We start from the raw sequence: 26,547 nt of genomic DNA on the forward strand, positions 1-26,547 counted from the left end.
TTATCGTATTGTCTGCATTAGAAAAAGAATTTTTGGCTTATTTACATGAAATCGATGCTTATCGTGAATTAATCACGTTAGCGCATTGGGATCTTCGTACAAAAGTTCCTAAAAAAGGTGTAGAGACTCGATCGCAAGCCATCGGTATACTTTCAGCAAAGGTTCATGAATTGCAAACCTCTGATAGGATGAAACACTTTATCGATGAGCTGAAAAGTACTGAAACCGATAAGATTACACAAAAGGCAATTGAGGAAAGTGAATTGATTTATGAGCGTAATCATAAAATTCCTCAAGACGAGTATAAGGCCTATGTTACCTTGCAAAGTCAATCCGAAGCTGCTTGGCAGGAAGCAAGGGAAAAGGCAGACTTCCAGTTATTTCAACCGTATTTAGAAAAGCTTGTTGACTATAATAAGAAATTTTCCAATTATTGGGGCTATAAAGATCATATTTATGATGCGTTATTAAACCAGTATGAACCAGGTGTTACAACTAAAATGTTGGATGATGTATTTCCAGCACTACGCAAGTCGCTTACAGATTTATTGCAAAAAGTGACTGAAAAAAGTACAGACACCAATTCTTCCGTAGTCTTAGGACATTTCCCTAAGAACAATCAGCGTGAATTTGCTGTACACGTATTAAAGCAAATGGGTTATGATTTTGAAGCAGGAAGACTGGATGATACGATTCACCCTTTTGAAATCACTCTGAATTTACAGGATGTAAGAATAACAACGAGATATTATGAAAACGACTTTCGTATGGCTGTGTTCGGTATTATCCATGAGGGTGGCCATGCCCTGTATGAACAAAATATTAATCCAGAGCTTGCCCGGACCCCATTAGCGTCTGGAACATCCATGGGAATCCACGAATCACAATCTTTATTTTGGGAAAATATGATTGGCAGGAGTAGGGATTTTTGGAGAACGAATTATGAAACGTTTAAACAATATGCTCCGGATTTCCTTCAAGCTTTAGAAACAGAACAATTTTATAAAGCAATAAACACGGTAAGTCCAAGCTTGATACGAATTGAAGCGGATGAAATGACTTATCCACTGCACATCATGATTCGATATGAATTGGAGAAAGCTTTAATAAGTGATGAGATCAAGGTGAAAGATTTACCAGAATTGTGGAATAAGAAAATGGTTGAGTATTTAGGGGTAGAGCCTGAAAATGATGGGGAAGGGGTGCTGCAAGATATCCATTGGTCAAGCGGGGATTTTGGTTATTTCCCTTCCTATGCATTAGGTTATATGTATGCCGCGCAGTTTAACCATACATTAAGGCAACAGTTAGATGTGGAAGCGATTGTGCAATCAGGAGATTTCACACCTATCACTACATGGTTAAAAGAACATATTCATCAATACGGTAAAATGAAAAAACCATTGGAACTCTTACAGGACATCACAAACGAATCATTAAACCCAGATTATTTAGTGCAATATTTAACAGAGAAATATAGTGAAATATATGGGTTTTAGTTAAATTAATAATACGAAATAAATTGACTTTGCCCAAAAAGTCTTTAGAATACTACTTCCTGAAGTCCGCAGCCCCGATACACCTTCGCTTTCCGCGGGAGGCTGATGAGCCTCCGACGCACAGAACGTGCTAGTGCAGACGTTGCTACAGGTCGTGGCGTTCTTAGTATGCCTCGGGCTATGGCCCTGTGGGGTCTCAACGATGCCTTTCTTCCCGCAGGAGTCTTCGGTGATCGGGGCTGCTCCGTGGAAAAACTAATAAATGGAACATTATCAGTAAAAGATCATAACTATTTAATAAATAACAAAAGGACAGAGATCCAATAAGTTCTCTGTCCTTTGAATTTTGTTAGCTTCCTATTGGCCAGTCGAATGGGGCTGATCCTGGGGGTGCATTTTGGATAACGTCCATAATAGGAACTGTATAAGCGAATAAAATTAATACTAAAGTTATCGCAATCCAAAGCTTCCAGTTTTCTGTCCATTTTGGTGTAGGTTCTGCATGATCTTCTTCCTGTGCGATTGGGAATTCCTGTTCACCTTTAGGCGAGAAGAATATCATCTTAATGAAAATAAAAATCATTAAAAGGATTGCAAAAAATAAAATTGTACCTCCAACAGCTTGAGCCATTTGATAAGCTCCCCATTCAGCTGCTTGTTCTGTTCCACCATAATCAGAGAAATTTGAACGTCGAGGTGCACCTGCTAATCCTTGAATATGCATAGCAGTTGACATGATGGTCATACCGACACCCCAAAGTATTGTCTGATAAATCCCTAGCCGGTTCACAGCATCTGTTAATTTACGCCCTGTTAAATGGGGGATAAGCCAGTAAGCAATACCAAAGAATGTTAACACTACAGTTGTAGCCGCTGTTAAATGGAAATGGCCTGGTACCCAGATAGTGTTATGAACCATAGTATTAATCTGGTAAGAAGCATTGATAATTCCTCCAGCTCCACCAGGAATGAATGCAAGCATACCAACAAATGGTGCTAGGAAACGAACATCTTTCCAAGGAAGATGCTTCAACCAACCAAATAGTCCACCATAGCCTTTCTTACGCCCAGTAATCTCAAAAGTTGCAAACATAGAGAATGCAGTCATCAAACTTGGTATAACAACCATGAAAGTTAAAATAACTTGAATAAACTTCCATGTTGAATCCAGTCCAGGTTCAGTCAGTTGGTGATGCAGTCCAACTGGGATAGAGAAGAACAAGAATAAGATAAATGAAAATCGTGCTAAACTGTCACTGAAGATCTTTCCACCGATGACCTTAGGAATAATTGCATACCATGCCATGTAGGCGGGTAATAGCCAGAAATAAACTAATGGGTGACCAAAATACCAGAATAAAGTACGACTTAACAGCACGTTAATTGTATTTTTATAACCTAAAGACCAAGGTATGATTTCAATTAACATAGAAGTTGCAACGCCAATGGTAGCAATACACCACATGAGCATATTGATAATTACCATGAATGCAAGCAATGGTGATTTCTCATTAGGATGAGCTTTCTTCCAGAGATAGAATTGCCGGAAGTTTACTGCAGCAGTTACCCAACTTCCTACCACAACGAGAGTAATACCAATGTAAAATAGCGGATGTGCTTTTAATGGTGCATAAAATGTATAAAGAACATTTGCTTTTCCAATCAAAATGGTAACAGCAGCAATAACTGTTCCAATCAACATGATCCAGAAACCAACCCACGCCCAATTTAATTGTTTTTTTGAAAATCCAATTGTTTTTCCCATAAGGGCATTTTGGAATCCAATGATAAAAAAGCTAGTCATAACAAGTGCTAAAATTACTCCGTGTACCGTAAGGATCGTATAGTAATTAATTCCCCAAGGTAACTCAAATTCACCAGAACGAGCAAGTACCTGTAATAACCCCATCAAACCACCGACGAGCAATGATATCATTGCTACGTACATATAAGACATAATTAGTCTACGTTCTCTCTTTGATAGGCTAAGTTCTACAGTTCCATAGTTATGGAATACTTTCGATGAAAACTTTTCTACTACATTTGCTGGTGTAGCCATTATTCAACCACCTCCAAAGATCCATACATTAAGTGATGTCCAACCCCACAGTATTCATTGCACACTAAGGTGTATTCTCCTGGATTGTTCAACTCTACTTCCATCGTACTCACATAACCAGGTTCAACCATCATATTAATATTTGTTCCTGCAAAATTCAGGCCGTGGATGACATCTGGTGTCGTTGCTTGGACGAGTACTTTTGATCCAGCTGGGATTTCAATATTTTTTATTGGTGCTCCGGATTCATCGGTACCCAAATCATAGTTAAATGCAGAAGCAACGATATTAAGTACATATCTACCTTCATCAACTTTTGTTAAACCCCGGTTCTCAGGTTTAAAAGCGTCATTTGCTTCAATGTTTTCGGGATCAATAATTTCTCCGTGGCTTTGAGGATGTGTGCCTAAATAAAAAGCACCGAATCCTAAAATAATTAAAAATACAATTAGTCCTACAATCCCTGCACCAAGCCAATATTTCTCATATTTGTGTAGATGCATCAATGATCACTCCTTAATTTTCATTATCTTAAAAGGAATAGCATAAGCGCTCCAATCCAAGTCACCAATAAGATTGCTCCCAAGATAGATACAGATATTAATGTACCTTTAAGGTTTGGTTCGCTTTCTGGATTGGTATTTACATGTTTCTGGTTCTTAGTAACCATTGGTTAATCCCTCCTAGAGATTTCTTTACTACTATTTTCATCATACACAAATTGAAAATGGAATTTATGGCTACACATCAGCTTTCACAATTTGTTCAATAGTTCTCAAACTCATTGAAATGATGATTTTACTAACTTTTTAGTTATAAAAGTATGTGAATTTTGTATGACAAACAAATATAAATGCTTACAAAAATCTTAAAGAGATGATAAAATGGAACTTTTTTTAGAAAAGGGTAAGTATTATGGATTAAGTTATCCTGCTGGTGGAAGAACAGTTGATTAAAGGGTGAGGTAGTTCTTACAGGAGGATCTTATGAATATACAAACACAAAAAAAGCAGTATTCATTTAAGAATACTGCTCAAGTTTTTTTATAGTTTAGTTACGTTAGCCGCTTGTGGTCCTCGTTCGCCTTCAACAATTTCAAAGGAAACTTCTTGACCTTCTTCCAAAGATTTGAATCCTTCTTCTTGGATGGCTGAATAGTGAACGAATACATCGTTACCTTCTTCCAGCTGGATGAATCCAAAGCCTTTTTCTGCATTGAACCATTTTACTACACCGTTTTGCATGTAAACTCCTCCTAAAACCTTTCACGATAAAACGTGGTTATAATACAAAGAGAGGACACAAAAACATTAAAATAGACAGCATCTATTGAGAGTAGGATTACTAACACATCCACTTCAAAGAAGCTGTCTGGTATTTAATGAATCCGTACTTCTGCTTTGTTGAACCTATAATAACTTATTTAATTAGACTAGTCAAGAAATTCACTCAACTTTTTTCTGAAAGTTGTAAAATATGCAACCTAAATTGAATGTAGTATAATATCCATTATGCATATAGAAGCAAATAAAGTATGATAGAAGGAAGGGGGAAGGTCATGGACAGAAATAAACAGCTTGACGCCATTCGTTCGTACGCTCATCAGCTATTTCATAATGATCATACTGGTCATGACTACTACCACATGAAGCGGGTGGCTCACATGGCAAGAGAGCTTGCAATAGATGAGGAGGGCGATCTCTTCATATGTGAAGCTGCAGGATGGTTGCATGATGTAGGGGATCGAAAGCTGTTTAATGACCCTCTGAGAGTTCTAGAAAATATGAATGATTTTTTAAATTCGATTGGTCTCAATGAAGACAGTAAAAGGGAAATTAATCATGTGATATCAACCATTTCCTTCTCGGGAGGGAAAACTCCGACCACTTTAGCTGGGAAAATCGTTCAAGATGCAGACCGTTTGGATGCAATTGGAGCTATTGGAATTGCAAGGACTTTCCATTATGGTGGGGCGAATAACCAACTAATCTACAAGCCAGATGATCCCAACACCTCCATACAGCATTTTTATGATAAACTACTAAAGCTGAAAGAAGGTATCCATACAGCCTCTGCAAGAAAGATCGCAGAAGAACGCCATAACTGGCTGTTGGAGTTTTTGGATCAATTTCATAAAGAGTGGATATAAACTCTACGAAATTCAGATGGCAAACAATTCGTGAATACATAAGAAGAAATAGGAGGACGTCAAATGTTACAAGGAGAACAAGCATATCTAGATTTGTGTAAATTAATTCTAGAAGAAGGACATAAAAAAGAGGACCGGACCGGCACAGGTACATATTCCGTATTTGGTCATCAAATGCGGTTTGATTTAAACGAAGGTTTTCCTTTATTAACTACGAAAAAAGTGAATTTCAGGTTAATTGCTTCCGAGTTGCTTTGGTTTATCAAGGGAGATACGAATATCAAATACCTATTGGAAAACAATAATAATATCTGGAATGAATGGGCTTTTGAAAGATGGGTTGCAAGTGAAGATTATAATGGCCCAGATATGACTGACTTTGGCCTGAGAAGTCTACAAGATGAAGAATTTAACATGGAGTATAAAAAGCAGATGGATATTTTTAAGGAAAGAATCCTACATGATGATGCTTTTGCCAAAAAGTATGGAGATTTAGGATTTGTTTACGGAAAACAATGGAGAAAGTGGGAAACCAAGACAGGAGAGGCAATCGATCAGTTAAAAAATGTTATTGAATCCATTCGTACGAACCCAGACTCAAGAAGACATATTGTTTCTGCATGGAATCCCGAAGATATTCCTTTTATGGCACTTCCGCCTTGTCATACATTATTCCAGTTCTATGTAGCGGATGGCAAGCTTTCCTGCCAATTATATCAGCGGAGTGGAGATGTTTTCTTAGGAGTTCCATTTAATATTGCCAGCTATGCTTTATTAACTCATTTGATTGCACATGAATGTGGACTAGAAGTAGGTGAATTTGTACATACAATCGGAGACGCACATATCTACTCCAACCATGTCGAACAAGTCAAAACTCAGTTGAAGCGAGAAACTCGCCCACTACCGAAACTTAAGTTGAAATCAGACAAGCAGTCTGTATTTGACTTTGAGTTGTCGGACTTTGAACTTGTTGATTACAATCCACATCCAGCAATTAAAGCACCTATCGCCGTTTAAAAGGAGGACCAAGATGATATCATTACTTGTTGCAATGGACCGGAATCACGTGATTGGATCGCAAAATGATCTGCCATGGCATTTGCCGGATGATTTACGTTACTTTAAAGAAAAAACAACAGGAAATACGATGATTATGGGAAGAAAAACTTTTGATTCCATTGGCCGTGTATTACCAAACCGAAGAAATGTAGTAATTACTCGTAGCAACAACCCTGATTTACCGGATGGGGTGGAAGTTATCCATAATTTAGAGACCCTTAAAGAATGGAATGATAACAATTCTGCGGAGGAGTTTTTCGTAATTGGTGGCGGAGAAATTTTTAAGCAAGTTCTTCCTTTTGCCGATCGTATGTACATTACTTGGATTGACGAGGAGTTTGAAGGAGATACTTTCTTCCCAGAGTTTTCACTTCATGAGTGGGAATTAACTTCTAAAACGAAAGGAAAGAAAGACGAAAAAAATCCGTACGATTATTATTACCTGGTATATGATAGAAAAAAAGCGTGAGGAGTAGTACTTGTACACTTTGTTTTGTTGCTATATACTAGAATTAGCATCAAGACATAATAATGGAGTTGATAGATTTGCTTGCAAACATAGGTTTTCCCGGACTGATTCTGATTCTTATCGTTGCTCTTATTGTATTCGGGCCTAGTAAACTTCCTGAAATTGGTAGAGCAGCTGGAGATACATTACGTGAATTCAAGAAGTCAGCTAGAGATTTAACAAGTGATGTTACAAAAGAAGTAGATGAAGTCAAGTCACTCGTTAAGGAAGACAATACCAAATAAAACGGGGTGATGAAAGATGTTAAGTAATATTGGAATTCCAGGGTTGATATTGATTGTTATTGTTGCCCTCATCGTTTTTGGTCCAAATAAACTGCCGGAAATCGGTAAAGCATTTGGCCATTCTTTGAAAGAGTTCAAAAATGCAACTAAAGGCCTCACAAGTAATGAGGAAAAAACAAAATAAAATATTGTTTAAAGACAGGGGAAAATTCCTTGTTCTACCTTTCTTGATTTCGAGAGAAGGACATAATAAATAGAATAGATAAATGAAGATGTAAGTTTTATTTTATCTTACATCTTCTTTTGTGTTTTTTACATTAGAGGAGTGTCACTTATGGTGGAGAAGAATCAAAGTGAAGAAAAAGAGATGAATCTTGTCGATCATCTTGCTGAGCTCCGTAACCGATTGATTGTTACAGCTCTATTCTTTATTGCTTTCTTTATTGTTGGTTTCATTTATATTAAAGATATTTATTGGTTTTTTGTTAACGATATTGATTTGGAGCTGACTGCAATCAGCCCAACAGAAATAATTTGGATTTATTTTTCAATGGCAGGGATTGTAGCAATTGTCGGAACAATTCCCATTCTTACATATCAAATTTGGGCTTTTGTTAAGCCGGGCTTGCTGCCGCATGAGAGAAAAGCTACGATTGGGTACATACCTGCTATTTTCCTACTATTTATAGGTGGTTTAGTATTTGGTTATTATATATTTGTTGAACTGATCATGCCGTTTTTGCTATCTTTAAACGACGGGATGTTCAATATTATGTTCACGGTCGATCGCTACTTTAAGTTTCTATTACGGATTACGGTACCGATTGCTATACTTTTTGAACTTCCGATTATTGTTATGTTTTTAACCAGTCTTGGTATACTTACACCAGACTTTATGATTAAGAATAGGAAGTATGCCTATTTTGGACTTATCGTTGCTGGTGTCCTACTTACACCACCAGACTTTGTCTTGCAGCTTGTTGTCGCAGTACCACTTATTGTTCTATACGAAATCAGTCTGCAATTGGCAAAAATCGTCTATCGCAAGAAACTGAAAAAACATAAAGAGTTTATGGAAGAAGGATCCGCAACGTAAGCTTGAGTATTAACTGAGGTGTTACTATGAAGACGTTTTATCAACATTTAATGACTTTCCGCGGAAAAAGAGTTCCTGATGATAAATCTAGACTTGCTGATTGGGCATTCTTCGATCACGATTTTCCAAAGCATTCAAATGACTATGACGAACTGAGCAATTACTTGGAATGGAATAGCCCCTTTGCAAATGCATTACGGACTTTCGATGAGATCTGGGATTTATATCAAAACAAATAAAAAATAGACTGGGTAGATACTCTATCCCAGTCTATTTTTTATTTTCACATCTGTTATGAGATGTAAGGGGAGGTGGTAAGTATTTATATATTTGTTTCAGAGATGGGCACGCTTAGCGTGTCGTTTAATATTATGACCGTTCCAGTAATTTGCTAAAAATGTGATACATGGTAAATTGTCAGTTAAACTATAGATTGTTGATTAGGTACTTAATAAATTCTTCTTGTAACAGCAAAGAGGAGAGAGGATTAATAATTAAATCAAACGTTTGTTTGAAATTTGTTTGACAAATTTTTATCTGAACTAAAAGAGAATAGTGGGTAATTTGTAGATTTATGCGCTTACCCGGGAAATATTATATTGCCTACACTTTTTCACTAGTTGTAACGTACATTATTAGAGAGATTATTTCCTATATAAAGATTTTAAAGTGGAAGGCAGGGTGAAAAATGTTCCAACCGACTCATAGAAGACCTGAATACGGCATCAGGCAGCGATCAACATCAGGAGTAGATGGTTTTATGTTTGGTAATGCTCAGCCTCCTATACGGCGAAGTTCATTTGCAAAACAACAACTAAATCCATTAAACTTATTAAATAGTCCTCATATTAGTAAAGGAATTGATGGATTTTCGGGTATACTTGATAATGTACAACAGGTGTTGAAGATTGTGGATACAACTACCCCATTAATCAAAGAGTATGGACCAATGATCAAAAATTTGCCTGCGATGTATCGGATGGTCAAAGCTTTTAAAAAGGTAGATTCTATGGATGATGAAACGGAAAAGGATATAGATGTTTCTAAAGATAAGGATTCAGTTGTTCACGAAAATGAGAAAGATTCGATTGAGCAAAGTGAAAACGTGCCGAAAGAGACTGTTGGAGAGACAAGTCGCAAAAGTAATGGCGTATCAACTCCAAAGCTTTATATTTGAAAAATATGCAGTATACTTGCATTATAGGTGAAAAAACGGAAAAATAGATACTATCATGAGAGCAATGGAGGAATGATCATGTCTCAAACCTATGAGAAAGCAACATTTGCTGGCGGCTGCTTCTGGTGTATGGTCGAACCATTTGACAGCCGACCAGGTGTCGAAAGCATCATTTCCGGTTATACAGGTGGGGAATTAGAGAATCCCACTTATGAACAAGTATGTTCCAACACGACAGGTCATGTTGAAGCTGTACAGATAACCTTCGATCCGAATATCATGCCATATGAGCAATTGTTGGAGACTTTTTGGCAGCAAATAGATCCTACCGATCCAGGCGGTCAGTTTAATGATCGAGGGGAATCCTACCAAACAGCAATTTTTTATCATACTGAAGAGCAAAGAAAAACTGCAGAAGAATCCAAACAACAATTAGAAGCAAGTGGGAAATTTTCTAAGCCGATAGCAACGAAGATACTTCCAGCAAAGCCATTCTACCCAGCTGAAGAAGAACATCAGGATTATTATAAAAAACAGTCTTTCCATTATCGTCTATACAAAAAAGGATCGGGGAGAGAAGATTTCATCAACAAACATTGGAAGCAAAAATATGACAAAAAAGAATTAAAGAAAAAATTAACACCTATACAATATCATGTTACCCAAGAAAATGGTACCGAGCGGCCATTCCAAAACGAATATTGGAACCATTTTAAAGATGGAATTTATGTGGATATCATATCTGGAAAGCCATTATTTTCATCTAAAGATCAATATGATGCTGGCTGTGGTTGGCCAAGCTTTACAAGACCAATCGACCATTATGAAATTGATGAGAAAATGGATACAACTCATGGCATGATCCGGACGGAAGTAAGAAGTAAAACAGCAGATTCACACCTTGGCCATGTATTTGAAGATGGACCAGTAGAAGCTGGGGGTTTACGATATTGCATTAATTCAGCTGCTATGCGATTTGTACCTAAAGAGAAAATGAAAGAAGAAGGTTATGAAAAGTATTTATACCTATTTGAAGATTGAAGTTAACTATATCTTAATTATTTAAACTAAGGAGAGCGAAATGATTCATTTAAACTGGAAAAATAGACAAGTTATTAAACAAATAGAATGTGTCCATACAGACGCAAAGAAGTTTATCGTTAACAAAAAATTGACTCCCGGAAAGAAATATAATGTAATTAATGAAACGGATGAATTTTATTTCATCATCGATAACAGTGATCGTGTTGGTGGATTTCTAAAAGAATATTTTAAAGAAATCTAAGCTGTATCACGACAGTTGTTTTTTGTTTGATGCAAAAAATTCATGTATAATATATGAAGTATTTAAAATGGTAAATTTGCAGCAAGGGAGGCGTTTGATTTGGCATTTATTATTACTTCACCATGTAAAACGGAAAAAGCAGGTGAATGTGTAGAAGTTTGTCCGGTGGACTGTATTGAAGAAGGCGAAGATATGTTTTATATCGATCCCGATATTTGTATAGATTGTGGAGCGTGTGAAGCAGTTTGTCCTGTAGAAGCAATATTTATTGAGGATGAAGTTCCTGAATCAGAATATCAATACATTGAAATAAATCGTAAGTTCTTTGAGGACAGATAATTATTTGTAGTCGCATACTGGAATGTATGCGACTTTTTTTGTTTTTTTTGTTTTGTGAGGTATTTATTATTTGGTTAAAACTTCAATTTCATCTCACTATCTAGAGTAAACTTTATTAATGAGACAAAATTAGCTCTCTGGTACATAACTTCCTATAATATATATTATGTCTACTAGAAAATCCGAAAAATAAATTGCATAGTCTGTTAAACAGATTATGCAGTAATAAAGTATTCAAGCCCCTCTTCCTTATAAATACTTCACTAATCACAATTCTTTCTTTCGAGCTTCCGATTTTTAATAGCATTTTTATGAACTTTAATTCCTCTATCCTTTAATTGATCTAAAGGTAAAGTTTCCTTCTGAAAAGCTTCGTATTTTCTTCTGAGGTATAATCCTTTGTTTTGATACATCCAGTCGGAAAACAATTTTATAGTTTTTCGTCCACTTACATAAACACGATAATATGTGTCATGTTCTGTAAAATTAGTTTCAAATCCGTATTCATCAATTACATTTCTTAATGATTGCATAAATAACTTAGATCCTCCAACAAAACTGATAAAGTATTTTTCATACTTAACAAAACCGTCTCCATCAAAATATCCCCGTACAAAGTGACTCATATATTCCTTTGGTACATACGGAAATTTAATATTACTCGTTTTGTTTGGCCCAACACCGTGAATTTCTTTCAAATCTTTCTTCATTTCTTTGCTATTTATATTCAATAGATAAACGTCGGAGTTATTCTTGGTAATTTTGTGGTTGGAATCAAGTTCAGATCTGATATTTTCTAATATATATTTTTCTTTTTGTGAAAAACTAATCATTTGATGATTACTGGAAACCATACCATCCGCGATAAAAAAACCTAATATATATGCCATATTATTTGACCAGGTTTTGAAATAATCTTCATTTACCGTATATATTCTCCTCCAGCTCCCTCTCGGCCGCATCTCCACATTATTTTCTTTCAATAACATGCGAATATACCTCGGTGACACATTCGCAAGTTTTGCAATTGATGTGGTGCTCTTCCCATCTAGATATAATTTTATAATTTCATCAGTCTCCAAAATTCTCTTCCTTAATAGTTTATCCAATTCACTCTCCCCTTCTCATCAGAATATATGTTCGTATTTATGTATATCATAATCCATGAATCAGAAAACATCAACCAGAAGCTAAATTAGACTGTTAAATTCGTATAAATCGTCTAACTTTCAAAAAAATTGACCTTTTCATCTGAATTCTGATATATTCGATAAAACAATCGAATTCATGGATAAGGAGCTGGTTGTAATGCGAAATGAAGTATCCGTTTTTGTCATGTCCATAAGCAATTCATCAGCCGATATCGGTTATGAACTAAGCGAGTATTTAGAACAACTGCAAATCAGCACATCGTACTGGACACAATATATTGTCCCTACAAAAGTAACTCATCGCGGTGAAGAATTGATTGTTCTATGCAGTGGTTATGCAACTGCCTACGTTCTTTCTTTCTATATAAGTCGAATTTGGAATTTCGGTGATCGACCATATTTTGGTCTCAGTTTCGGTAATATAGAAGAAGGTTTTAACACAATAAATATCGAGTCTTGGATTCACCCTTTACTGAAACAAGCAAGAAAAGCAAACGAATCGGCAAAAAACGAAACTGACAAGATGCAGTTTCGATTTCAACTATCCCAGTCAACAGCTAGCCAAGGCTTTGAAGTTTATTACGAACAGTTTGAGACGTTGTTGAATATGAATCTATCCTTGCTGCAAGAACTAATGAATGAACAAACAGAGATACAGTCTCTTGTCACTTCACTTTATTTAATGCTTGGCCAGCAAAATAAAGTGAGTGAACATCTTGGAAGAACGACATCGACCATCTCGACACATATGAAAAATGGTAAAACGCCTATCATCTTATCTACATTTCAAAGTATTATATCTGTACTGAGCTCATTAGAAATGGAAAAAGTTGAGAATCAAACCGATGAACTGCAAAAGAATATTAGACAAAATATTACGCAGCGTCTGCACCACTACCTTCCTCAAAGATAGGAATTCACATATTGCTATCCTGAACTATATCGATTCTCCATTTCAATCTTAATTAACATAAATAGGCTGCAGTTCTTAAGTGAACTGCAGCTTAATGAAAGACTAATTATTGACGTTTTTTTGTCTTCTTATTATTTAACTTTTCGTTTGCAGTTAATGGTTCATTAGCAAACTCGTGATCAAAATTTTTGGTCAGCTTCTTTCTTACAGCTTGCTCATCACTAAAACCGCCATTACTTAACTTTTTCTTAGTCATTTCAACACCTCCATCTATATATTCTTCAATTGATGGAGATTTATGAGCGATTTATTATAATGTCGCTATGAATGATTTGTCTTTAACCTACTTATATTGCTTCAACAATGATTCAAGCTGTAATGCTTTGCCCATATCACCATTTATTTTGAGTTTTCCAGTCATAAAGGCAACTGTCCCTTTTAAATTTCCAGATAAGAATTTTTGAAAGCTTTCAGTATTCATTTTCAAATTGCAATCCGCCTTATTTTTATCGGCATCCTTCGATACTTCAGCAACCCCATTTTGGATACTTAGTAGATAGGTTCCATCGTCGATATCTGTGATATCGAATAGATAAATCGCTTTCATATTTTTAATCGGTTCCGGCCTTTCATTCAACATCATTTCAATGTGACTCATAACCTCATCTATTTCTAGAGTTTGCTTGGTCATTAGATTCTCCCCTTTGTATTAATTTCGATAAGATAGTTTTTCGCTAAACAGAATGCTGTTACAGAAAAAAGTTGCTGTAGTTCTCCTGTTTTGACTAGCTTTTCTACGTTTTCAAATGGTATCTTGAAAATATCGATAACTTCCCCAACATCTAAATCTTGCTCTTTTACCTTTACAGCATGAAGCATCAAGTAACTGATCACTTTATTATTTTGTGTTGCTGGATTGACAAAGAATTCACCTAAGTAAATTGGCGATGTGTTTGTTTGATAACCAGTTTCTTCCAAGACTTCTCGTTGAATTGCTTGCTCATATGATTCTCTATATTCGGTTTTTCCAGCTGGAATTTCATAAAAGAAGCCTTCAGCACCATGTCGGTATTGCTTTATCAGTACCATTTCCTCTTGATCTGTTAATACAACTGCATTTACCCAGTTTTCAAATTCATTCACATGGTAAGCATCGATTATGTGATTTTTATCTTCTATTAAACATTTGTCTTTTCTTAAATTACCATGTGGTGTTTTATAAAGATAAGACCGCTCTAATACTTTCCATTTCTGCACTGTTCTCCCCCATGTCTAACTTTAATTCTAGAAAGAATAATCAGAACTAATATTTTACAATGTACTATGTAATTATTAACCGAAGATGATACAAACATGAAAGATGGAGCGAAAGTTTTCGTAGTGGTGAATTTGAACACTCACCTCCTTTATCTTCATTTATATGTTTTATATATACTTACTCCCTTCTCTGACACTCAACTTAGAAAGCGGATGCTTTTCCATAAACTGTCTAACAGAATCTGGATTAGTTTTGGAATATTCTCTGAGTGCCCAACCTATTGCCTTTTGAATAAAAAATTCCTTGCTCTGTGAATGAGTTATTATATATCGATAGAGTAAATCTTCATTGGTCTGTTCCTTATACTTTAATTGAAAGAGGATGGCACTGCGTTGCAACCAAAGATGATCACTATCATTCCAAAACTCTATGTTCTCTTCTATTACACCAGGAAAGCTCCTTGATATCTTTCCCACTGCTTTTTGTGCAAGCATATCCACGGTATCCCACCATGATTTTGAAGTGATCAATTCTTCCATTAAACTTATATCGCTTTTATCTAACTTCTCCAATGAAACCCCAATATAGTCTAATGCTGCATACTGATATTCTCTTTCTTTTAGATTCCATAAAGAACGGACGAATGTACGTTGAAATTTCTCTTTTCTTATTCCACTTTCTTTTAGAAATTGCTGCATTAATTTTCTACGTAATGGAGTTTTTATGCCGAGAAAAGGAAATTTATTCCGCATATATTTTTCCATGTGGAATGCATTTTCCTTGTCTTCGTGTTCATTAAATAACTGTTGAATATATTCGATATAGTCCATGCCTTTCCCTCCCTATAAAAATAAAAATCCCAAGTATTCCTATTATAGGAACACTTGGGATTGATTTTCAACTTTACTTTTGTAATGCCATTTCACCAGAGTGAATTTTTTCAATGTGGTGACATGCTGCACGGTGGCCTTCCTTCATATGATCAAGATTGCGAAGTTCAGGTACCTTCGTACGACAAATCTCCGTAGCAAATGGACACCTAGTATGGAAACGACATCCTTGTGGCGGATTAATTGGTGAAGGAACGTCTCCTTTTAATACAATCCGCTCTTTCTTCTTCTCCGGATCCGGTATAGGTATAGCAGATAATAATGCTTTTGTATAAGGGTGTTGTGGATTTTCAAATAGTGATTTTTTATCAGCAATCTCCACAATTTTCCCTAAGTACATTACGATAATTCGGTCAGAAATATGACGAACAACACCGAGGTCATGAGCGATGAATAAATAAGTTAAATTAAACTCTCGTTGTAACCTCTTTAGAAGGTTTAGAACTTGAGCTTGGATCGACACATCTAGTGCAGAAACAGCTTCATCAGCAATAATTAATTTCGGGTCAACGGATAATGCTCTTGCGATTCCAATACGTTGACGTTGACCACCAGAGAACTCATGTGGATAGCGGTCAATTTGTTCAGCATTTAGTCCAACGATTTCCATTAATTCAATTGCTCGTTTACGCAATTCACTTCTTGGAGCAATTTTTTGAATTTGCATCGCTTCAGTCAGAATTTGTCCCACCGTATGTCTAGGGTTTAGTGAAGCGTAAGGATCTTGGAAAATAACTTGCAAATCTTTTCGTTTTTCCCTCATTTGGCTCTTGTTCAAAGCGAGAAGATCTTCACCTTCAAAGTAAACTTCTCCATCAGTTGGTTCTTCTAATCGAAGAATTGCACGACCTGTAGTCGATTTTCCGCAACCAGACTCACCAACGACACTTAAAGTTTCACCTTCGTAAATCTCAAAGGAAATATCATCAACAGCTTTTACATGGTTCACTGTTCTACCAAGGAAACCACCTTTTACTGGAAAGTATTGCTTTAAATTATTAACTTTAAGAAGTTCTTTCTTCATTTCTAACTTTCACCTCCGGATCTCCATCCCATTTGTCGCTGTAGATCCAGCAACGTACTTCAGAGCCATCTTCTTTTCTATCTAATTTCGGAAGCTCAGTTACACATAGTTCAGTTGCAAATGGGCATCTTGGTGCAAAACGGCAACCTTTTGGCATGTTCTTAATACTAGGAACATTACCTTTAATCGGTTCTAACTCATCCACGTCGACATCATGACGGGGCATGGAATTTAAAAGTCCAACAGTGTAAGGATGTTTTGGGTTTTTAAAGAGTTCCTTAACTTCCTGATATTCAACTACTTGTCCACCATACATTACCGCTACATAGTCACAAGTCTCTGCAACTACTCCTAAATCGTGGGTAATCATGATTACTGACATTCCTAATTCTTCCTGCAAACTGTTTATCAATTCAAGTATTTGCGCCTGAATCGTAACGTCCAATGCAGTTGTCGGCTCATCAGCAATTAATAGTTTTGGATTACAAGCAAGGGCCATGGCGATCATAACACGTTGACGCATACCACCTGACAGCTCGTGCGGATACTGTTTCATCCTTTGTTCAGGTGATGGAATCCCAACAAGCTCCAACAATTCAATGATACGTTTTTTTCCTTGTTCTTTATCCATTCCTTGGTGAATCTTTAAAGCCTCATAAATTTGTTTCCCTATTGTATATACAGGATTCAATGAAGTCATTGGTTCCTGGAAAATCATTGAAATATCGTTACCACGAATCGAACGGATATCTTTTTCACTTAACTTTGTGAGATCTCTATTATTGAAAAGAATCTCTCCACCAGCTATTTTACCGTTTTTGGCAATTAAGCGGAGTATGGAAAGAGCGGTAATACTTTTACCTGAACCAGACTCTCCAACAATTCCTAGAGTCTTACCTTTTGGCAATTCAAAAGAGACACCATCAACTGCTTTTATTTCAAAGCCTTCATCATCAAAGAATGAGGTTCTTAAATCTCTCACATCCAAAATGATTTCTTCTTTCATGTTTCCACCTCTTTCCTAAATCAATAGCCTAATCCATATCAATACGTTTATTTAAGAATTTATAGGATATATCTACAAGTAGATTGATAAATACAAAGACTACTGCAATAACTAGTATTCCTGCTTGAACAACAGGGAAATCTCTAGCTAGTATTCTATCAACAATCAGCTTACCCATCCCGTTGATTGCAAAAACTGATTCAGTAAGAACCGCACCTGCAAGTAAACCACCAAACTGTAGTCCAATTACGGTTACAATTGGGATCAATGCGTTTTTCAATGCATGTCGATATGTAATCACACGCTCTTTTAATCCTTTAGCACGTGCTGTACGGATATAATCTTGAGAAATGACATCCAACATACTTGAACGTGTCATTCTTGCGATAACTGCAGCACCAGAGGTTCCTAATGTAATAACCGGCAGTATAATTTGTTCAGGTGAACCCCAGCCAGTAGGCGGTAGCCAGCCTAAATTAATCGAAAACCACTGCATTAACATTAGTCCGAGCCAGAAGTTTGGCATGGATAGTCCAAATAGTGCGACAAGCATAACAGTAACGTCGGCCCAAGAGTATTGTCGGACAGCAGATATAATTCCAGCTGCCATACCTACTACGATACTAAAGATCATACTGTAAACCGCTAACTCAAAGGTTACCCAAAATCTCGGCCATAATTCTGTAGTCACTGGTAGACTAGTTCTCCATGAGTTACCAAAATCAAGCATCACAGCATCTTTCACAAAATGATAAAACTGAACCGGTATAGGTTCATCCAATCCTAATCTTTTCTCAATTTGAGCTACAGTTTCCGGTGGCGCATTCTCTCCAGCTATAATATGTGCCGGATTACCTGGCGTTAAATGCATGAGAGAGAACACAATAATGGTTACTCCAAGTAATACAGGTATTAATTGTAATAATCTACGTATTATAAATTTAAGCATTCGTAACTAACCTCCCTTACCTCATTTTCGGATCAAGCGCATCACGTAAACCGTCTCCAAACACGTTGAACGCTAGTACTATTAACATAATCACGAGTCCTGGGAAGAAAGCAATATGACCAGCATCCCAGATGAAATCACGTCCATCACTTAGTAGTGCCCCTAGTTCTGGAGAAGGTGGTTGCTCACCTAAGCCAAGGAAGGATAGCCCACTCGCTGATAGTACAGCACTTGCAATGAAGATACTACCTTGTACAATGATTGGTGATAAGATATTAGGTAGTATATGAAGAAAGATAATTCTAAAATCGGATGCTCCTAAGGCTTTCATTGCATCAATATACTCGAGGTTTCTAACTGAAAGTGTGGAACCTCTTACTATCCTCGCAAACGTTGGCACTGCAAACAGTGCTATAGCAATGATTACGTTTTGTCGGCTTGCACCAAGTATACTGATTAGTGCCAATGCCAAAAGAATACCTGGGAAAGCTAATAAAATATCCATTAGCCTCATAATAACCGTGTCCAGCTTACCGCCGTAATATCCAGAGACAATACCGAGAATAATCCCAACAACTCCACCTAAAATAGTAGAAAGAACCCCGATTGTCATTGTTATTCCTATACCATGGATAACTCTTGTAAAGATGTCCCTACCATGATGGTCAGTACCAAACCAATGTTCCGCTGATGGTCCTGCCAATTTCACGGCATAATCTGGCTCATTTGGATCATGGACAGTAAATAAAGGTCCAAATATGGCAACGAGAATGAGGAAAAGAATAAGATAACCTCCGATTAACGCTGCTTTGTTTCTTGATAATCGTCTGTAGAAATCCTTGAGATTATTTAAAAAGAGGGACCCTTTTTGTGATTGCTCTAAGTTTGGATTTGATAGATTACTAGACATTTGATTAAAAAACCTCCTTTGGTACATGAAATACTTCTTTTTGGTAGTAGATTGCCCCTGTTTTTAAGCATTACTAATATTAGTAAACTTTTTTATATTAGAAGTCCATAAAATAAAAAAGCTTACATATTATGGTAAATGCTAAATAAATCAAAATTTTCTTGTCAGAGGAAAATTTTGAACATTCTACTTCCTTTTTCCACGGTTTTATTCTTTTTTTGGTCTTATCACCATAAAAATAAGTATAAAGTATAATTAATTTTTAGTAAACAATAAGACAGAAAAAGATATATTAACTTGCAATTTACAAAATAATAATTTAATATTAATTAAGAATTATGTGAGTTGCATAATTCGGGAAATTATTTTATTGAGGGGGTTTTACGCATGAAGTCACAGAAACATTGGTTTCTCGTATCTCTATTTTTAGCACTAGCATTAGTACTAGCTGCCTGTGCTGGAGACGGTGAGCCAACAACTGAAGAGCCGGATGATTCTGCAGAAGAAACTGAAAGCGGAACTGAGGGTGAATCAGAAGGCGCAGCAGACGGAGAAGGTGGAAATCTAGTTATTGCAATTCCATCTGATGCAGTATCTCTATCTACACAAGGCTCTAACGACGTTCCATCAAGTAACGTAGCCGAAAACATTTACGAAGGTCTTACTAAACTTGATGCTAACCAAGAAGTACAACCAGCTCTAGCTGAATCTTGGGAAGAAGTAGATGAAACTACTTGGGAATTTAAACTTCGTGAAGGAGTAACATTCCACGACGGTGCAGAACTTACAGCTGAAGTTGTAAAAATGAACTTTGATCGTCTAGTTGATGAGGAAATCGCATCACCACGTGCATTCTTATTTGAAGCAGTGGAAAGTGTTGAAGTCGTTGATGATTTAACATTACGTATCAATCTGCAATACCCATATGCTCCACTTCTTTCTGTATTAGCTCATAGCGGTACAGCGATTATGAGTCCTAACATTATTGAAGAGGATGCTAACGGAGGAGAAGTTGATGCATATATCAACCAAAATCCAATCGGTACAGGTCCTTTCAAATTTGAAAGCCGTAATCCAGGTGCAGATGTAGTGTTGACAAAATATGAAGATTACTGGGGAGAGCCTGCGAAGCTTGACCAAGTTACATTCAAAGTTGTTTCTGAGCAAAGTGCACGTATCGCTGAGCTAGAAACAGGTGTGAGTCATGTTGCTGACAACATTGGACCGAACAACGTATCTCGTGTTGAAGGTACAGACGGAGTACATGTAGTTCAAGAACCAAGTGTTTCCTTAGCTTATGTTGGTTTCAACGTTCAAAAAGAACCATTTGATGATGTAAGAGTTCGTCAAGCCATCTCAATGGCAATTGACAAAGAACAAATCATTCAAGGTGTTTACAATGGTATCGGAATCCCAGCAGTTGGACCTCTTGCTCCTCCTGTTTTCGGATATGACGAAAACGTAAGTGGATTAGAGTATGATCCAGAAGCTGCTAAAGAATTACTGGCAGAAGCTGGTTATGAAGATGGCTTCACAACTACAATTTGGACAAACGATAACGAACAACGTGTAGACACAGCTGTAAATATTCAAGCACAGCTAGCTGAAATCGGAATCGATGTTGAGATTGAAGAACTTGAATGGGGTGCTTACCTCGAAAGAACAGCAAATGGTGACCATGATATGTTCATCCTTGGCTGGTCTGTTGTAACATCTGACGCAGACTATGGAATGTATCCACTATTCCACTCATCTGCTGTAGGTGCAACTGGTAACCGTTCATTCTTAGAGGATGAAGAACTAGACAAATTGCTTGATGATGCTCGTCAAGAAACAGATCCTGAAGTAAGACAAGATCTATATTCTAAAGCACAAGAAAAACTAGTTGAACTTGCGCCAATGATCTACTTGAACCACTCTGAATATATTCTTGGTGTAAATGATAGCGTAAAAGACTTCTATGTTGATGCTCAAGGTATTTACCAAATCAAACAAGCTTATATCGAAGAATAAGAATATAATTAAAACGACCTCGAATTATCGAGGTCGTTTCTTTATTTCTTGTTATGTGGCATTAATCTTTCATCAATTGGAATATCCGGCTTTATATCTAATAGTGCACTTATGAATTTTTCCCTGTCTTGAGGTGAAATCGCTACGACGTCGTATTTACCACAAGATATTTGAATTCGGTTAAACGATAAAGCTGGAGAATTGATTGGCATTTTGGATTTGAGAATTAATTTTATTTCAGGTATATGGATTGTCTGCCGAATTGGTCCATAATATACTTTAATTTTTTCACCTTCGATTTTATAGCCTGTACGAAACCAAAACCACAGAAGGAAGCTGCCTAATATAATCATGATCATCATAGTCGTAAATTGCCCTTTAATAAGAGGAAACAACACACCTGATAGAGTGATTCCCCATATGAGACCTGTTATCCATTTATCTCTTAGCGATGGAAAATACATATGCTTCCTCCCTATTGCACACTTGCTACAAGCATTCTATCTAGATTCTTAAACTCCAATTCCTCTAGTTTCGCTTCTATTTTCCATCGTTGGAAGTTCTTTTTGGCTGATTCTAATTCACAATATACAGGTACATCACTCTTAATTGCTGCCAGCTTTCTGGATATATATAACATTTCTAAGTCGTTTTTAATCTTTGTTCTGATTCCATTTGTAAGTTTATCGAGGTTCTCTAATAATCCTTCAATTGTATGATATTCTTTAATTAATCGGAGAGCAGTCTTCTCACCTATCCCTTTTACGCCAGGATAATTGTCCGCGGTGTCCCCCATTAATGCTTTTACATCAATGACTTGCGAAGGATAGATCCCTCTTTTCTCATAAAAGTTCACAGAAGTAAATAATTCGTAATTCCCCTGCCCTTTTCTCATAATCGCAACAGAGATATTCTCATCAACAAGTTGTAACATATCTTGGTCACCGGTTAAGATGATGACTTCATCTTGGTCACTATATACTTTTGCAAGTGTACCAATACAATCATCAGCCTCATAGTCAACCAAACCGATATTTGGAATATTAAACGAGTCTACAACTTCTTTCATTAAATCAAATTGTGGTATAAGCTCGACGGGTGGTGCTTCACGATTCGCTTTATAGGCTGGAAAAATCTGATTCCGGAAAGTTTTACTTCCCATATCCCAGCAACAAACGACATGAGTAGGATCATATGTTTCTACAGCATCTAAAAAATACCGTAAAAATTGATAGATTCCGTTCGTTGGTACTCCTGTACTGGTTTTCATAAAATTTCCTCTGAAAGCTGTGGCAAAGAAACCTCTAAATAATAGTGCCATTCCGTCTACAATTAAAATCCTATTTTTATCCATTTAATTACTATTCCTACTTTCTCTTTGCAAGCTTTCTAAGCTCTTGTAAATTTTGCTGCATTTTTTCAAGATTTGTCGGGGCCTCCAACATGGTAAAGTAATTTTCCACCTGTTGATTAAGTCCTCCCGAAGCAGAATTTTTCAATTCCACTATTAGTTCCTTCCATTGATCGACATAACTTGTAAGCATCTTCCCCTGATTCGTTTTTATGAATGTTTTAATAGATGGTAATAATGCTTCGTAAAGCTGCTCCTTCATTATTTCCTTTTCATTTTGAACAAAGAATGCCTTTGTTCCTTTATATTTACCAAGAATGAATTGGAAATCTTTTAATTGGATATCAACTAACTCTTTTTCATATTCAGGAGTGTTCAGTTCGTAATCAAATTGCTTCGATAGAGTAAACAAATCATTTATATCTATAATTTTTTCGTTCATCACTTGATAAACCTCATTCGCCAGTTCTAGAGAATAACCTTCTATCCTAAGCGAGATTGCTTGTAGTTCCTGGTTTAATTCAAATCGTATATATTCAATCAAGTTCTCTAAAGCAAGCTTTAACTGTAAATAGGCCTTCCTACCATTTTCTGTGATTGTCGTTGGGTTGAACATTTCTTTAAACATATCGTGGTAACGGATAGCCAAGCGTTCAATAACATAATATAATTGCTTTTCTATGCGCTGAATAATTTGCTTATCGTAAACATCTGTTTCATAGGATTTAATCAAGGTTATAGCCTGCTTCTGCTCTTGTTTGATCTTCTCTATTTGTTTTGCTTTGTCAGATGCATCCAGAGATGCTGTAGAAATATATTGTTCCATCGTCTGTTGAAGACGCTTGATGTCCCATAAGGCACTTTCAATAGTTAGTGCAGCCAAATCACGATGGATGAATGAATAGAAATGGTCCTCAAAATCTTTCATCAACTCATTCAATGGATGACTATTCAGTTTCTCGACTAAAGACTGTTTGCTTGATACAGGGAAGATTCTCGCCTGTCTTATCCCTAATCTCAGCAATTCCTCATTTACATACGATGTGACAAGTTGCAGTTCTTCCTCACTTTCAGCAAGGTCTGCGGCATTGACAATAAAAAACATTTTATCCAACTGAAAAGCTTCTTTCACTCGGCCAAGCTGCATGAGAAAATCGCGATCAGCACGCGACAGGGCGTGATTATAATAGGTGACATATAGAATCGCATCTGCATGTTTAATATAATTGAAGGCAACATTTGTATGCCTAGCGTTAACCGAGTCTGCACCAGGAGTGTCTACTAAGGTGATTCCTTGCCTCGTAATCGAACAATCATAATACAAGTCAATTGCCTCTATATAGCAGGCAATCGTTTCATCTGTCACGTATTTCGCAAAATCATCCAGCGTAATCGTAACCTTTTTCCCTAGATTTTCTTTATTCGCCGGATATCCTTTCAACAATGCATGAATATAGGCTTGATACATATTGTTTAATTGTCTGTCCTCAACAATGCTTTTCTTTTCCATCCAAGAAAGTAATCGATGTAAGTCCTCACCCTTGGGGGATAAGTTCTTTGTCATTGCTATTAATTCTTCACGTAAATCCTCTTCTTTTTTCATTGTGACTACTATCGTTCCATGTGGATGTTCGACCGAAACCGGATGAATCCGATTCACTGTAGCAGTTGTCGGGTTCGGTGAAACCGGTAATACTTTTTCGCCAATTAGCGCATTCGAGAAAGACGACTTTCCAGCACTGAATGCACCAAATAAAGCAATGGTAAAGGTCCGATTGGCTAGACGGTCTTTTTTCACTTGTAATTCATCAATTAAATTGTTGAAACCTGGCAGACTTTCCGTTAAGTTTATTGCTTGTTCAATATACTCAATGACCTGATCTACTGTAAATTCAGTTGAGTCAGATGGATGGCTAGAGTCAATTTCCTGTTCCGCCTCGACTGTCAAATCATTACTCTTGATGACTGGTTGTTCCCCCTTTATGAATTCTTGCCTTTCATGAAGGAGTTCAACTGTTCTTTGCCAATCCTCTTTATTTATAATTGGATCATGCAACATCCGATCAATTGCTTCCTGCTTGGATATCATTTCCTGTTCTATTTTATTATACTTACTCTGGATTTCCTTTACTTCTTGCAGATTATCATAAATCGATTGATTCTCCGATACTGTGGATGCATGTTTGTCTTGGAGCGCCTTTTTCATAGAATGCAATAAATCCAAGGATTTCCGTTTGTATTTAGATTTCACGTCAGCTGCTACATCATTGGTGTAATTTAAAACATATTCTCCATTAATTTGAGCACCTGGTTTTAGCAGATTCAATAATTCGGAACTATCATATTCTATCACGAATTGGTTTACCTTTTCTATTAAAGCTTGATCAGATAAATTGAAATCTCTAAGTAGCTGCAAATATTTATCTCGCAATTTCCAGCGGATTGCAGTTTCCATTGTCTCTTGTAAAGACTGCATAAAATCTTCTAATCGTTTGGATTTTTCTTCCTCGGTCTTTCTTTTGGAACCAAATAAACCAACTTTGAACCCTGGTTGCTGTGACTCTAAGAATTGTTGCGCTTTATCACGTAACGCTTTAGGCATGAGATATGCGTTTTGTAATGTATATTTTAATTCATGCTGGAATGCTTGCTCCAATTCTTCCGGCTCTTTAGAGATTTCCGCTAATCTGTCCTCAATTTTTTCAATTTCATCTAATCTCGCTTCTATATCTTCATCGATTTCTATATCACTCTTCAATGCTTCATATTGTTCTTCTAAAAATAATTTGTGCTTGTTAATCACTTGTTGAACTGAAGCATCTATATTAAAGTATTTCTTCTCCTCATTTTGCAATATAGAAAATAACGTTTCTTTTACTCTATCCAGCTCATTTGTAGGTAAAGATGAGTCAAAGAGAGATGTATAAAAAACTCCTAGGGGATGTATATCCCAGTCGGAAAAAGTTTTTCTTATGCTTTCTTTAAAACTTGCAAACGACAATTCCTCTTCATTATGCTTATCAATCTGATTAATTATTAAATAAAATGGAATATGATTATTTTGTAATGATTGAAGAAAATATAGATTGACTTCGGATTGGACATGATTATAATCCATCACATAGAACAGGACATCAACTAAATGTAATGCACTTTCTGTCATTAATCGATCTGCGTCATCAGCTGCGTCAATACCTGGAGTGTCCATGATAGCTGCCCCATTTGGAATCAGCTTATCTTTAGTGCTGATTTCAATACGCTGTATCGTTTCTTTATCTTTAGAATAAGTTTTAATCATATCCAAATCATAAGGTTCTTGATATTCAACAGGATCTCCATCTGTGAAAAAGACTCTTGCCCAGCCTTCACCAGAATTGATCTTAACAATATTTGCACTTGTCGGTATCGGACTCTTCGGTAAGATATCTTTACCAAGTAGTGTATTGATCATCGAGGATTTACCCGCCGAAAAGTGGCCTGAGAAACTGACAATCAGTTCTTCATTGTATAACTTATCGTATAAATCCAAGACCTTTTTAGCATTTTCTTCATCATTATTTGCTTGCATCATTTGATAAAGAGCTGCGAGCTGCTCTTCATTTGTCTTTACCCCTGTATTTGTCTGAATCATGTCTTCTTTCTCCTGCCCCTCATTTTACCAGT

31 protein-coding genes are annotated in these 26,547 nt (G+C 36.5%); 15 read left to right on the top strand and 16 right to left on the bottom strand.

Annotated features, from left to right (window positions below; all coding sequences use genetic code 11):
- Positions 1-8: 8 nt before the first annotated feature.
- Positions 9-1,499 (top strand): carboxypeptidase M32, encoded by a 1,491-nt coding sequence (locus M3210_RS01345; RefSeq protein ID WP_251510404.1) that lies wholly within the window; start codon positions 9-11, stop codon positions 1,497-1,499.
- Between the two features lie 105 nt (positions 1,500-1,604).
- A complete protein-coding gene (locus M3210_RS01350) occupies positions 1,605-1,826 on the top strand; it encodes a hypothetical protein (protein WP_251510405.1) in 222 nt (73 codons plus the stop codon).
- A gap of 22 nt (positions 1,827-1,848) precedes the next feature.
- Here the strand turns inward: M3210_RS01350 and M3210_RS01355 are convergent, their stop codons facing one another.
- The 4 genes from M3210_RS01355 to M3210_RS01370 all read right to left on the bottom strand — a co-directional run bounded on the left by M3210_RS01355 (position 1,849) and on the right by M3210_RS01370 (position 4,802).
- Positions 1,849-3,456 carry a b(o/a)3-type cytochrome-c oxidase subunit 1 gene (locus tag M3210_RS01355; RefSeq protein ID WP_251511092.1) on the bottom strand — a complete coding sequence of 536 codons (1,608 nt, stop codon included), beginning with the start codon at positions 3,454-3,456 and terminating at the stop codon, positions 1,849-1,851.
- A 101-nt stretch (positions 3,457-3,557) separates the two neighbouring features.
- Positions 3,558-4,061, bottom strand: a complete 504-nt coding sequence (locus M3210_RS01360) for a cupredoxin domain-containing protein (protein ID WP_251510406.1) — start codon at positions 4,059-4,061, stop codon at positions 3,558-3,560.
- Positions 4,062-4,084: 23 nt separating this feature from the next.
- Positions 4,085-4,228: a cytochrome c oxidase subunit 2A gene (locus M3210_RS01365; RefSeq protein ID WP_251510407.1), complete on the bottom strand. Its 144-nt coding sequence runs from the start codon at positions 4,226-4,228 to the stop codon at positions 4,085-4,087.
- A 373-nt stretch (positions 4,229-4,601) separates the two neighbouring features.
- Complete coding sequence (locus tag M3210_RS01370; RefSeq protein WP_251510409.1) at positions 4,602-4,802, bottom strand: cold-shock protein; 201 nt, start codon at positions 4,800-4,802, stop codon at positions 4,602-4,604.
- Positions 4,803-5,116: 314 nt separating this feature from the next.
- Between M3210_RS01370 and M3210_RS01375 the strand changes: the two genes are divergently transcribed.
- The 11 genes from M3210_RS01375 to M3210_RS01425 all read left to right on the top strand — a co-directional run bounded on the left by M3210_RS01375 (position 5,117) and on the right by M3210_RS01425 (position 11,419).
- Positions 5,117-5,707, top strand: a complete 591-nt coding sequence (locus M3210_RS01375; RefSeq protein WP_251510410.1) for an HD domain-containing protein — start codon at positions 5,117-5,119, stop codon at positions 5,705-5,707.
- A gap of 63 nt (positions 5,708-5,770) precedes the next feature.
- Complete coding sequence (locus M3210_RS01380; RefSeq protein WP_251510411.1) at positions 5,771-6,727, top strand: thymidylate synthase; 957 nt, start codon at positions 5,771-5,773, stop codon at positions 6,725-6,727.
- 13 nt (positions 6,728-6,740) lie between these two features.
- Positions 6,741-7,238, top strand: coding sequence for a dihydrofolate reductase (locus M3210_RS01385; RefSeq protein WP_251510412.1), 498 nt, complete (start codon positions 6,741-6,743; stop codon positions 7,236-7,238).
- A gap of 77 nt (positions 7,239-7,315) precedes the next feature.
- Positions 7,316-7,522 carry a twin-arginine translocase TatA/TatE family subunit gene (gene tatA / locus M3210_RS01390; protein ID WP_285853504.1) on the top strand — a complete coding sequence of 69 codons (207 nt, stop codon included), beginning with the start codon at positions 7,316-7,318 and terminating at the stop codon, positions 7,520-7,522.
- A gap of 16 nt (positions 7,523-7,538) precedes the next feature.
- Entirely contained in the window at positions 7,539-7,706 is a 168-nt protein-coding gene (locus M3210_RS01395; RefSeq protein ID WP_251510414.1) for a twin-arginine translocase TatA/TatE family subunit, read from the top strand.
- Positions 7,707-7,856: 150 nt separating this feature from the next.
- On the top strand, positions 7,857-8,618 hold the full coding sequence (gene tatC, locus M3210_RS01400) for a twin-arginine translocase subunit TatC (RefSeq protein WP_251510415.1): 762 nt from the start codon (positions 7,857-7,859) through the stop codon (positions 8,616-8,618).
- A gap of 26 nt (positions 8,619-8,644) precedes the next feature.
- Positions 8,645-8,857: a YozE family protein gene (locus M3210_RS01405; RefSeq protein ID WP_251510416.1), complete on the top strand. Its 213-nt coding sequence runs from the start codon at positions 8,645-8,647 to the stop codon at positions 8,855-8,857.
- A 449-nt stretch (positions 8,858-9,306) separates the two neighbouring features.
- The gene (locus M3210_RS01410; RefSeq protein WP_251510418.1) at positions 9,307-9,795 is read left to right on the top strand and encodes a YqfQ family protein; all 489 of its coding nucleotides are present in this window, start codon (positions 9,307-9,309) and stop codon (positions 9,793-9,795) included.
- Between the two features lie 78 nt (positions 9,796-9,873).
- Positions 9,874-10,836, top strand: coding sequence for a peptide-methionine (R)-S-oxide reductase MsrB (gene msrB / locus M3210_RS01415; RefSeq protein ID WP_251510419.1), 963 nt, complete (start codon positions 9,874-9,876; stop codon positions 10,834-10,836).
- Positions 10,837-10,876: 40 nt separating this feature from the next.
- Entirely contained in the window at positions 10,877-11,080 is a 204-nt protein-coding gene (locus tag M3210_RS01420; RefSeq protein ID WP_251510420.1) for a DUF6501 family protein, read from the top strand.
- A gap of 99 nt (positions 11,081-11,179) precedes the next feature.
- Entirely contained in the window at positions 11,180-11,419 is a 240-nt protein-coding gene (locus M3210_RS01425) for a ferredoxin family protein (RefSeq protein ID WP_251510421.1), read from the top strand.
- Positions 11,420-11,682: 263 nt separating this feature from the next.
- Here M3210_RS01425 and M3210_RS01430 read toward each other — a convergent pair whose 3' ends face one another.
- Positions 11,683-12,528, bottom strand: a complete 846-nt coding sequence (locus M3210_RS01430; RefSeq protein WP_251510422.1) for an LAGLIDADG family homing endonuclease — start codon at positions 12,526-12,528, stop codon at positions 11,683-11,685.
- Positions 12,529-12,727: 199 nt separating this feature from the next.
- On the opposite strand from M3210_RS01430, the gene M3210_RS01435 reads away from it, so the two are divergent.
- Positions 12,728-13,483 carry a hypothetical protein gene (locus M3210_RS01435; RefSeq protein WP_251510423.1) on the top strand — a complete coding sequence of 252 codons (756 nt, stop codon included), beginning with the start codon at positions 12,728-12,730 and terminating at the stop codon, positions 13,481-13,483.
- 106 nt (positions 13,484-13,589) lie between these two features.
- On the opposite strand, the gene sspO is transcribed toward M3210_RS01435, so the two are convergent.
- The 8 genes from sspO to M3210_RS01475 all read right to left on the bottom strand — a co-directional run bounded on the left by sspO (position 13,590) and on the right by M3210_RS01475 (position 19,520).
- Positions 13,590-13,739 (bottom strand): small acid-soluble spore protein SspO, encoded by a 150-nt coding sequence (sspO, locus tag M3210_RS01440; protein ID WP_251510424.1) that lies wholly within the window; start codon positions 13,737-13,739, stop codon positions 13,590-13,592.
- Between the two features lie 87 nt (positions 13,740-13,826).
- Positions 13,827-14,174, bottom strand: a complete 348-nt coding sequence (locus M3210_RS01445; RefSeq protein ID WP_251510425.1) for an SCP2 sterol-binding domain-containing protein — start codon at positions 14,172-14,174, stop codon at positions 13,827-13,829.
- Positions 14,174-14,740: an NUDIX hydrolase gene (locus M3210_RS01450; RefSeq protein ID WP_251510426.1), complete on the bottom strand. Its 567-nt coding sequence runs from the start codon at positions 14,738-14,740 to the stop codon at positions 14,174-14,176. The genes M3210_RS01445 and M3210_RS01450 overlap by 1 nt, the downstream gene beginning before the upstream one ends.
- Before the next feature lie 168 nt (positions 14,741-14,908).
- Positions 14,909-15,571, bottom strand: coding sequence for a DNA alkylation repair protein (locus tag M3210_RS01455; protein WP_251510427.1), 663 nt, complete (start codon positions 15,569-15,571; stop codon positions 14,909-14,911).
- 73 nt (positions 15,572-15,644) lie between these two features.
- Complete coding sequence (locus M3210_RS01460) at positions 15,645-16,655, bottom strand: ABC transporter ATP-binding protein (protein ID WP_251510428.1); 1,011 nt, start codon at positions 16,653-16,655, stop codon at positions 15,645-15,647.
- Positions 16,636-17,661, bottom strand: coding sequence for an ABC transporter ATP-binding protein (locus M3210_RS01465; protein WP_251510429.1), 1,026 nt, complete (start codon positions 17,659-17,661; stop codon positions 16,636-16,638). The genes M3210_RS01460 and M3210_RS01465 overlap by 20 nt, the downstream gene beginning before the upstream one ends.
- 28 nt (positions 17,662-17,689) lie before the next feature.
- Positions 17,690-18,610, bottom strand: a complete 921-nt coding sequence (locus M3210_RS01470) for an ABC transporter permease (protein WP_251510430.1) — start codon at positions 18,608-18,610, stop codon at positions 17,690-17,692.
- A 16-nt stretch (positions 18,611-18,626) separates the two neighbouring features.
- A complete protein-coding gene (locus M3210_RS01475) occupies positions 18,627-19,520 on the bottom strand; it encodes an ABC transporter permease (RefSeq protein ID WP_251510431.1) in 894 nt (297 codons plus the stop codon).
- 387 nt (positions 19,521-19,907) lie between these two features.
- Here M3210_RS01475 and M3210_RS01480 point away from each other — a divergent pair, with 387 nt between their 5' ends.
- On the top strand, positions 19,908-21,533 hold the full coding sequence (locus M3210_RS01480) for a glutathione ABC transporter substrate-binding protein (RefSeq protein WP_251510432.1): 1,626 nt from the start codon (positions 19,908-19,910) through the stop codon (positions 21,531-21,533).
- 41 nt (positions 21,534-21,574) lie between these two features.
- On the opposite strand, the gene M3210_RS01485 is transcribed toward M3210_RS01480, so the two are convergent.
- The 3 genes from M3210_RS01485 to M3210_RS01495 are packed head-to-tail and all read right to left on the bottom strand — an operon-like array spanning position 21,575 to position 26,515.
- Positions 21,575-21,997, bottom strand: coding sequence for a PH domain-containing protein (locus tag M3210_RS01485; protein WP_251510433.1), 423 nt, complete (start codon positions 21,995-21,997; stop codon positions 21,575-21,577).
- An 11-nt stretch (positions 21,998-22,008) separates the two neighbouring features.
- Entirely contained in the window at positions 22,009-22,887 is an 879-nt protein-coding gene (locus tag M3210_RS01490; RefSeq protein WP_251510434.1) for a 5'-3' exonuclease, read from the bottom strand.
- Between the two features lie 13 nt (positions 22,888-22,900).
- Positions 22,901-26,515 carry a dynamin family protein gene (locus M3210_RS01495; RefSeq protein ID WP_251510435.1) on the bottom strand — a complete coding sequence of 1,205 codons (3,615 nt, stop codon included), beginning with the start codon at positions 26,513-26,515 and terminating at the stop codon, positions 22,901-22,903.
- Positions 26,516-26,547: the final 32 nt, after the last annotated feature.

It is taken from the genome of Oceanobacillus luteolus (assembly GCF_023715655.1).
GTDB lineage: Bacteria > Bacillota > Bacilli > Bacillales > Amphibacillaceae > Oceanobacillus > Oceanobacillus luteolus.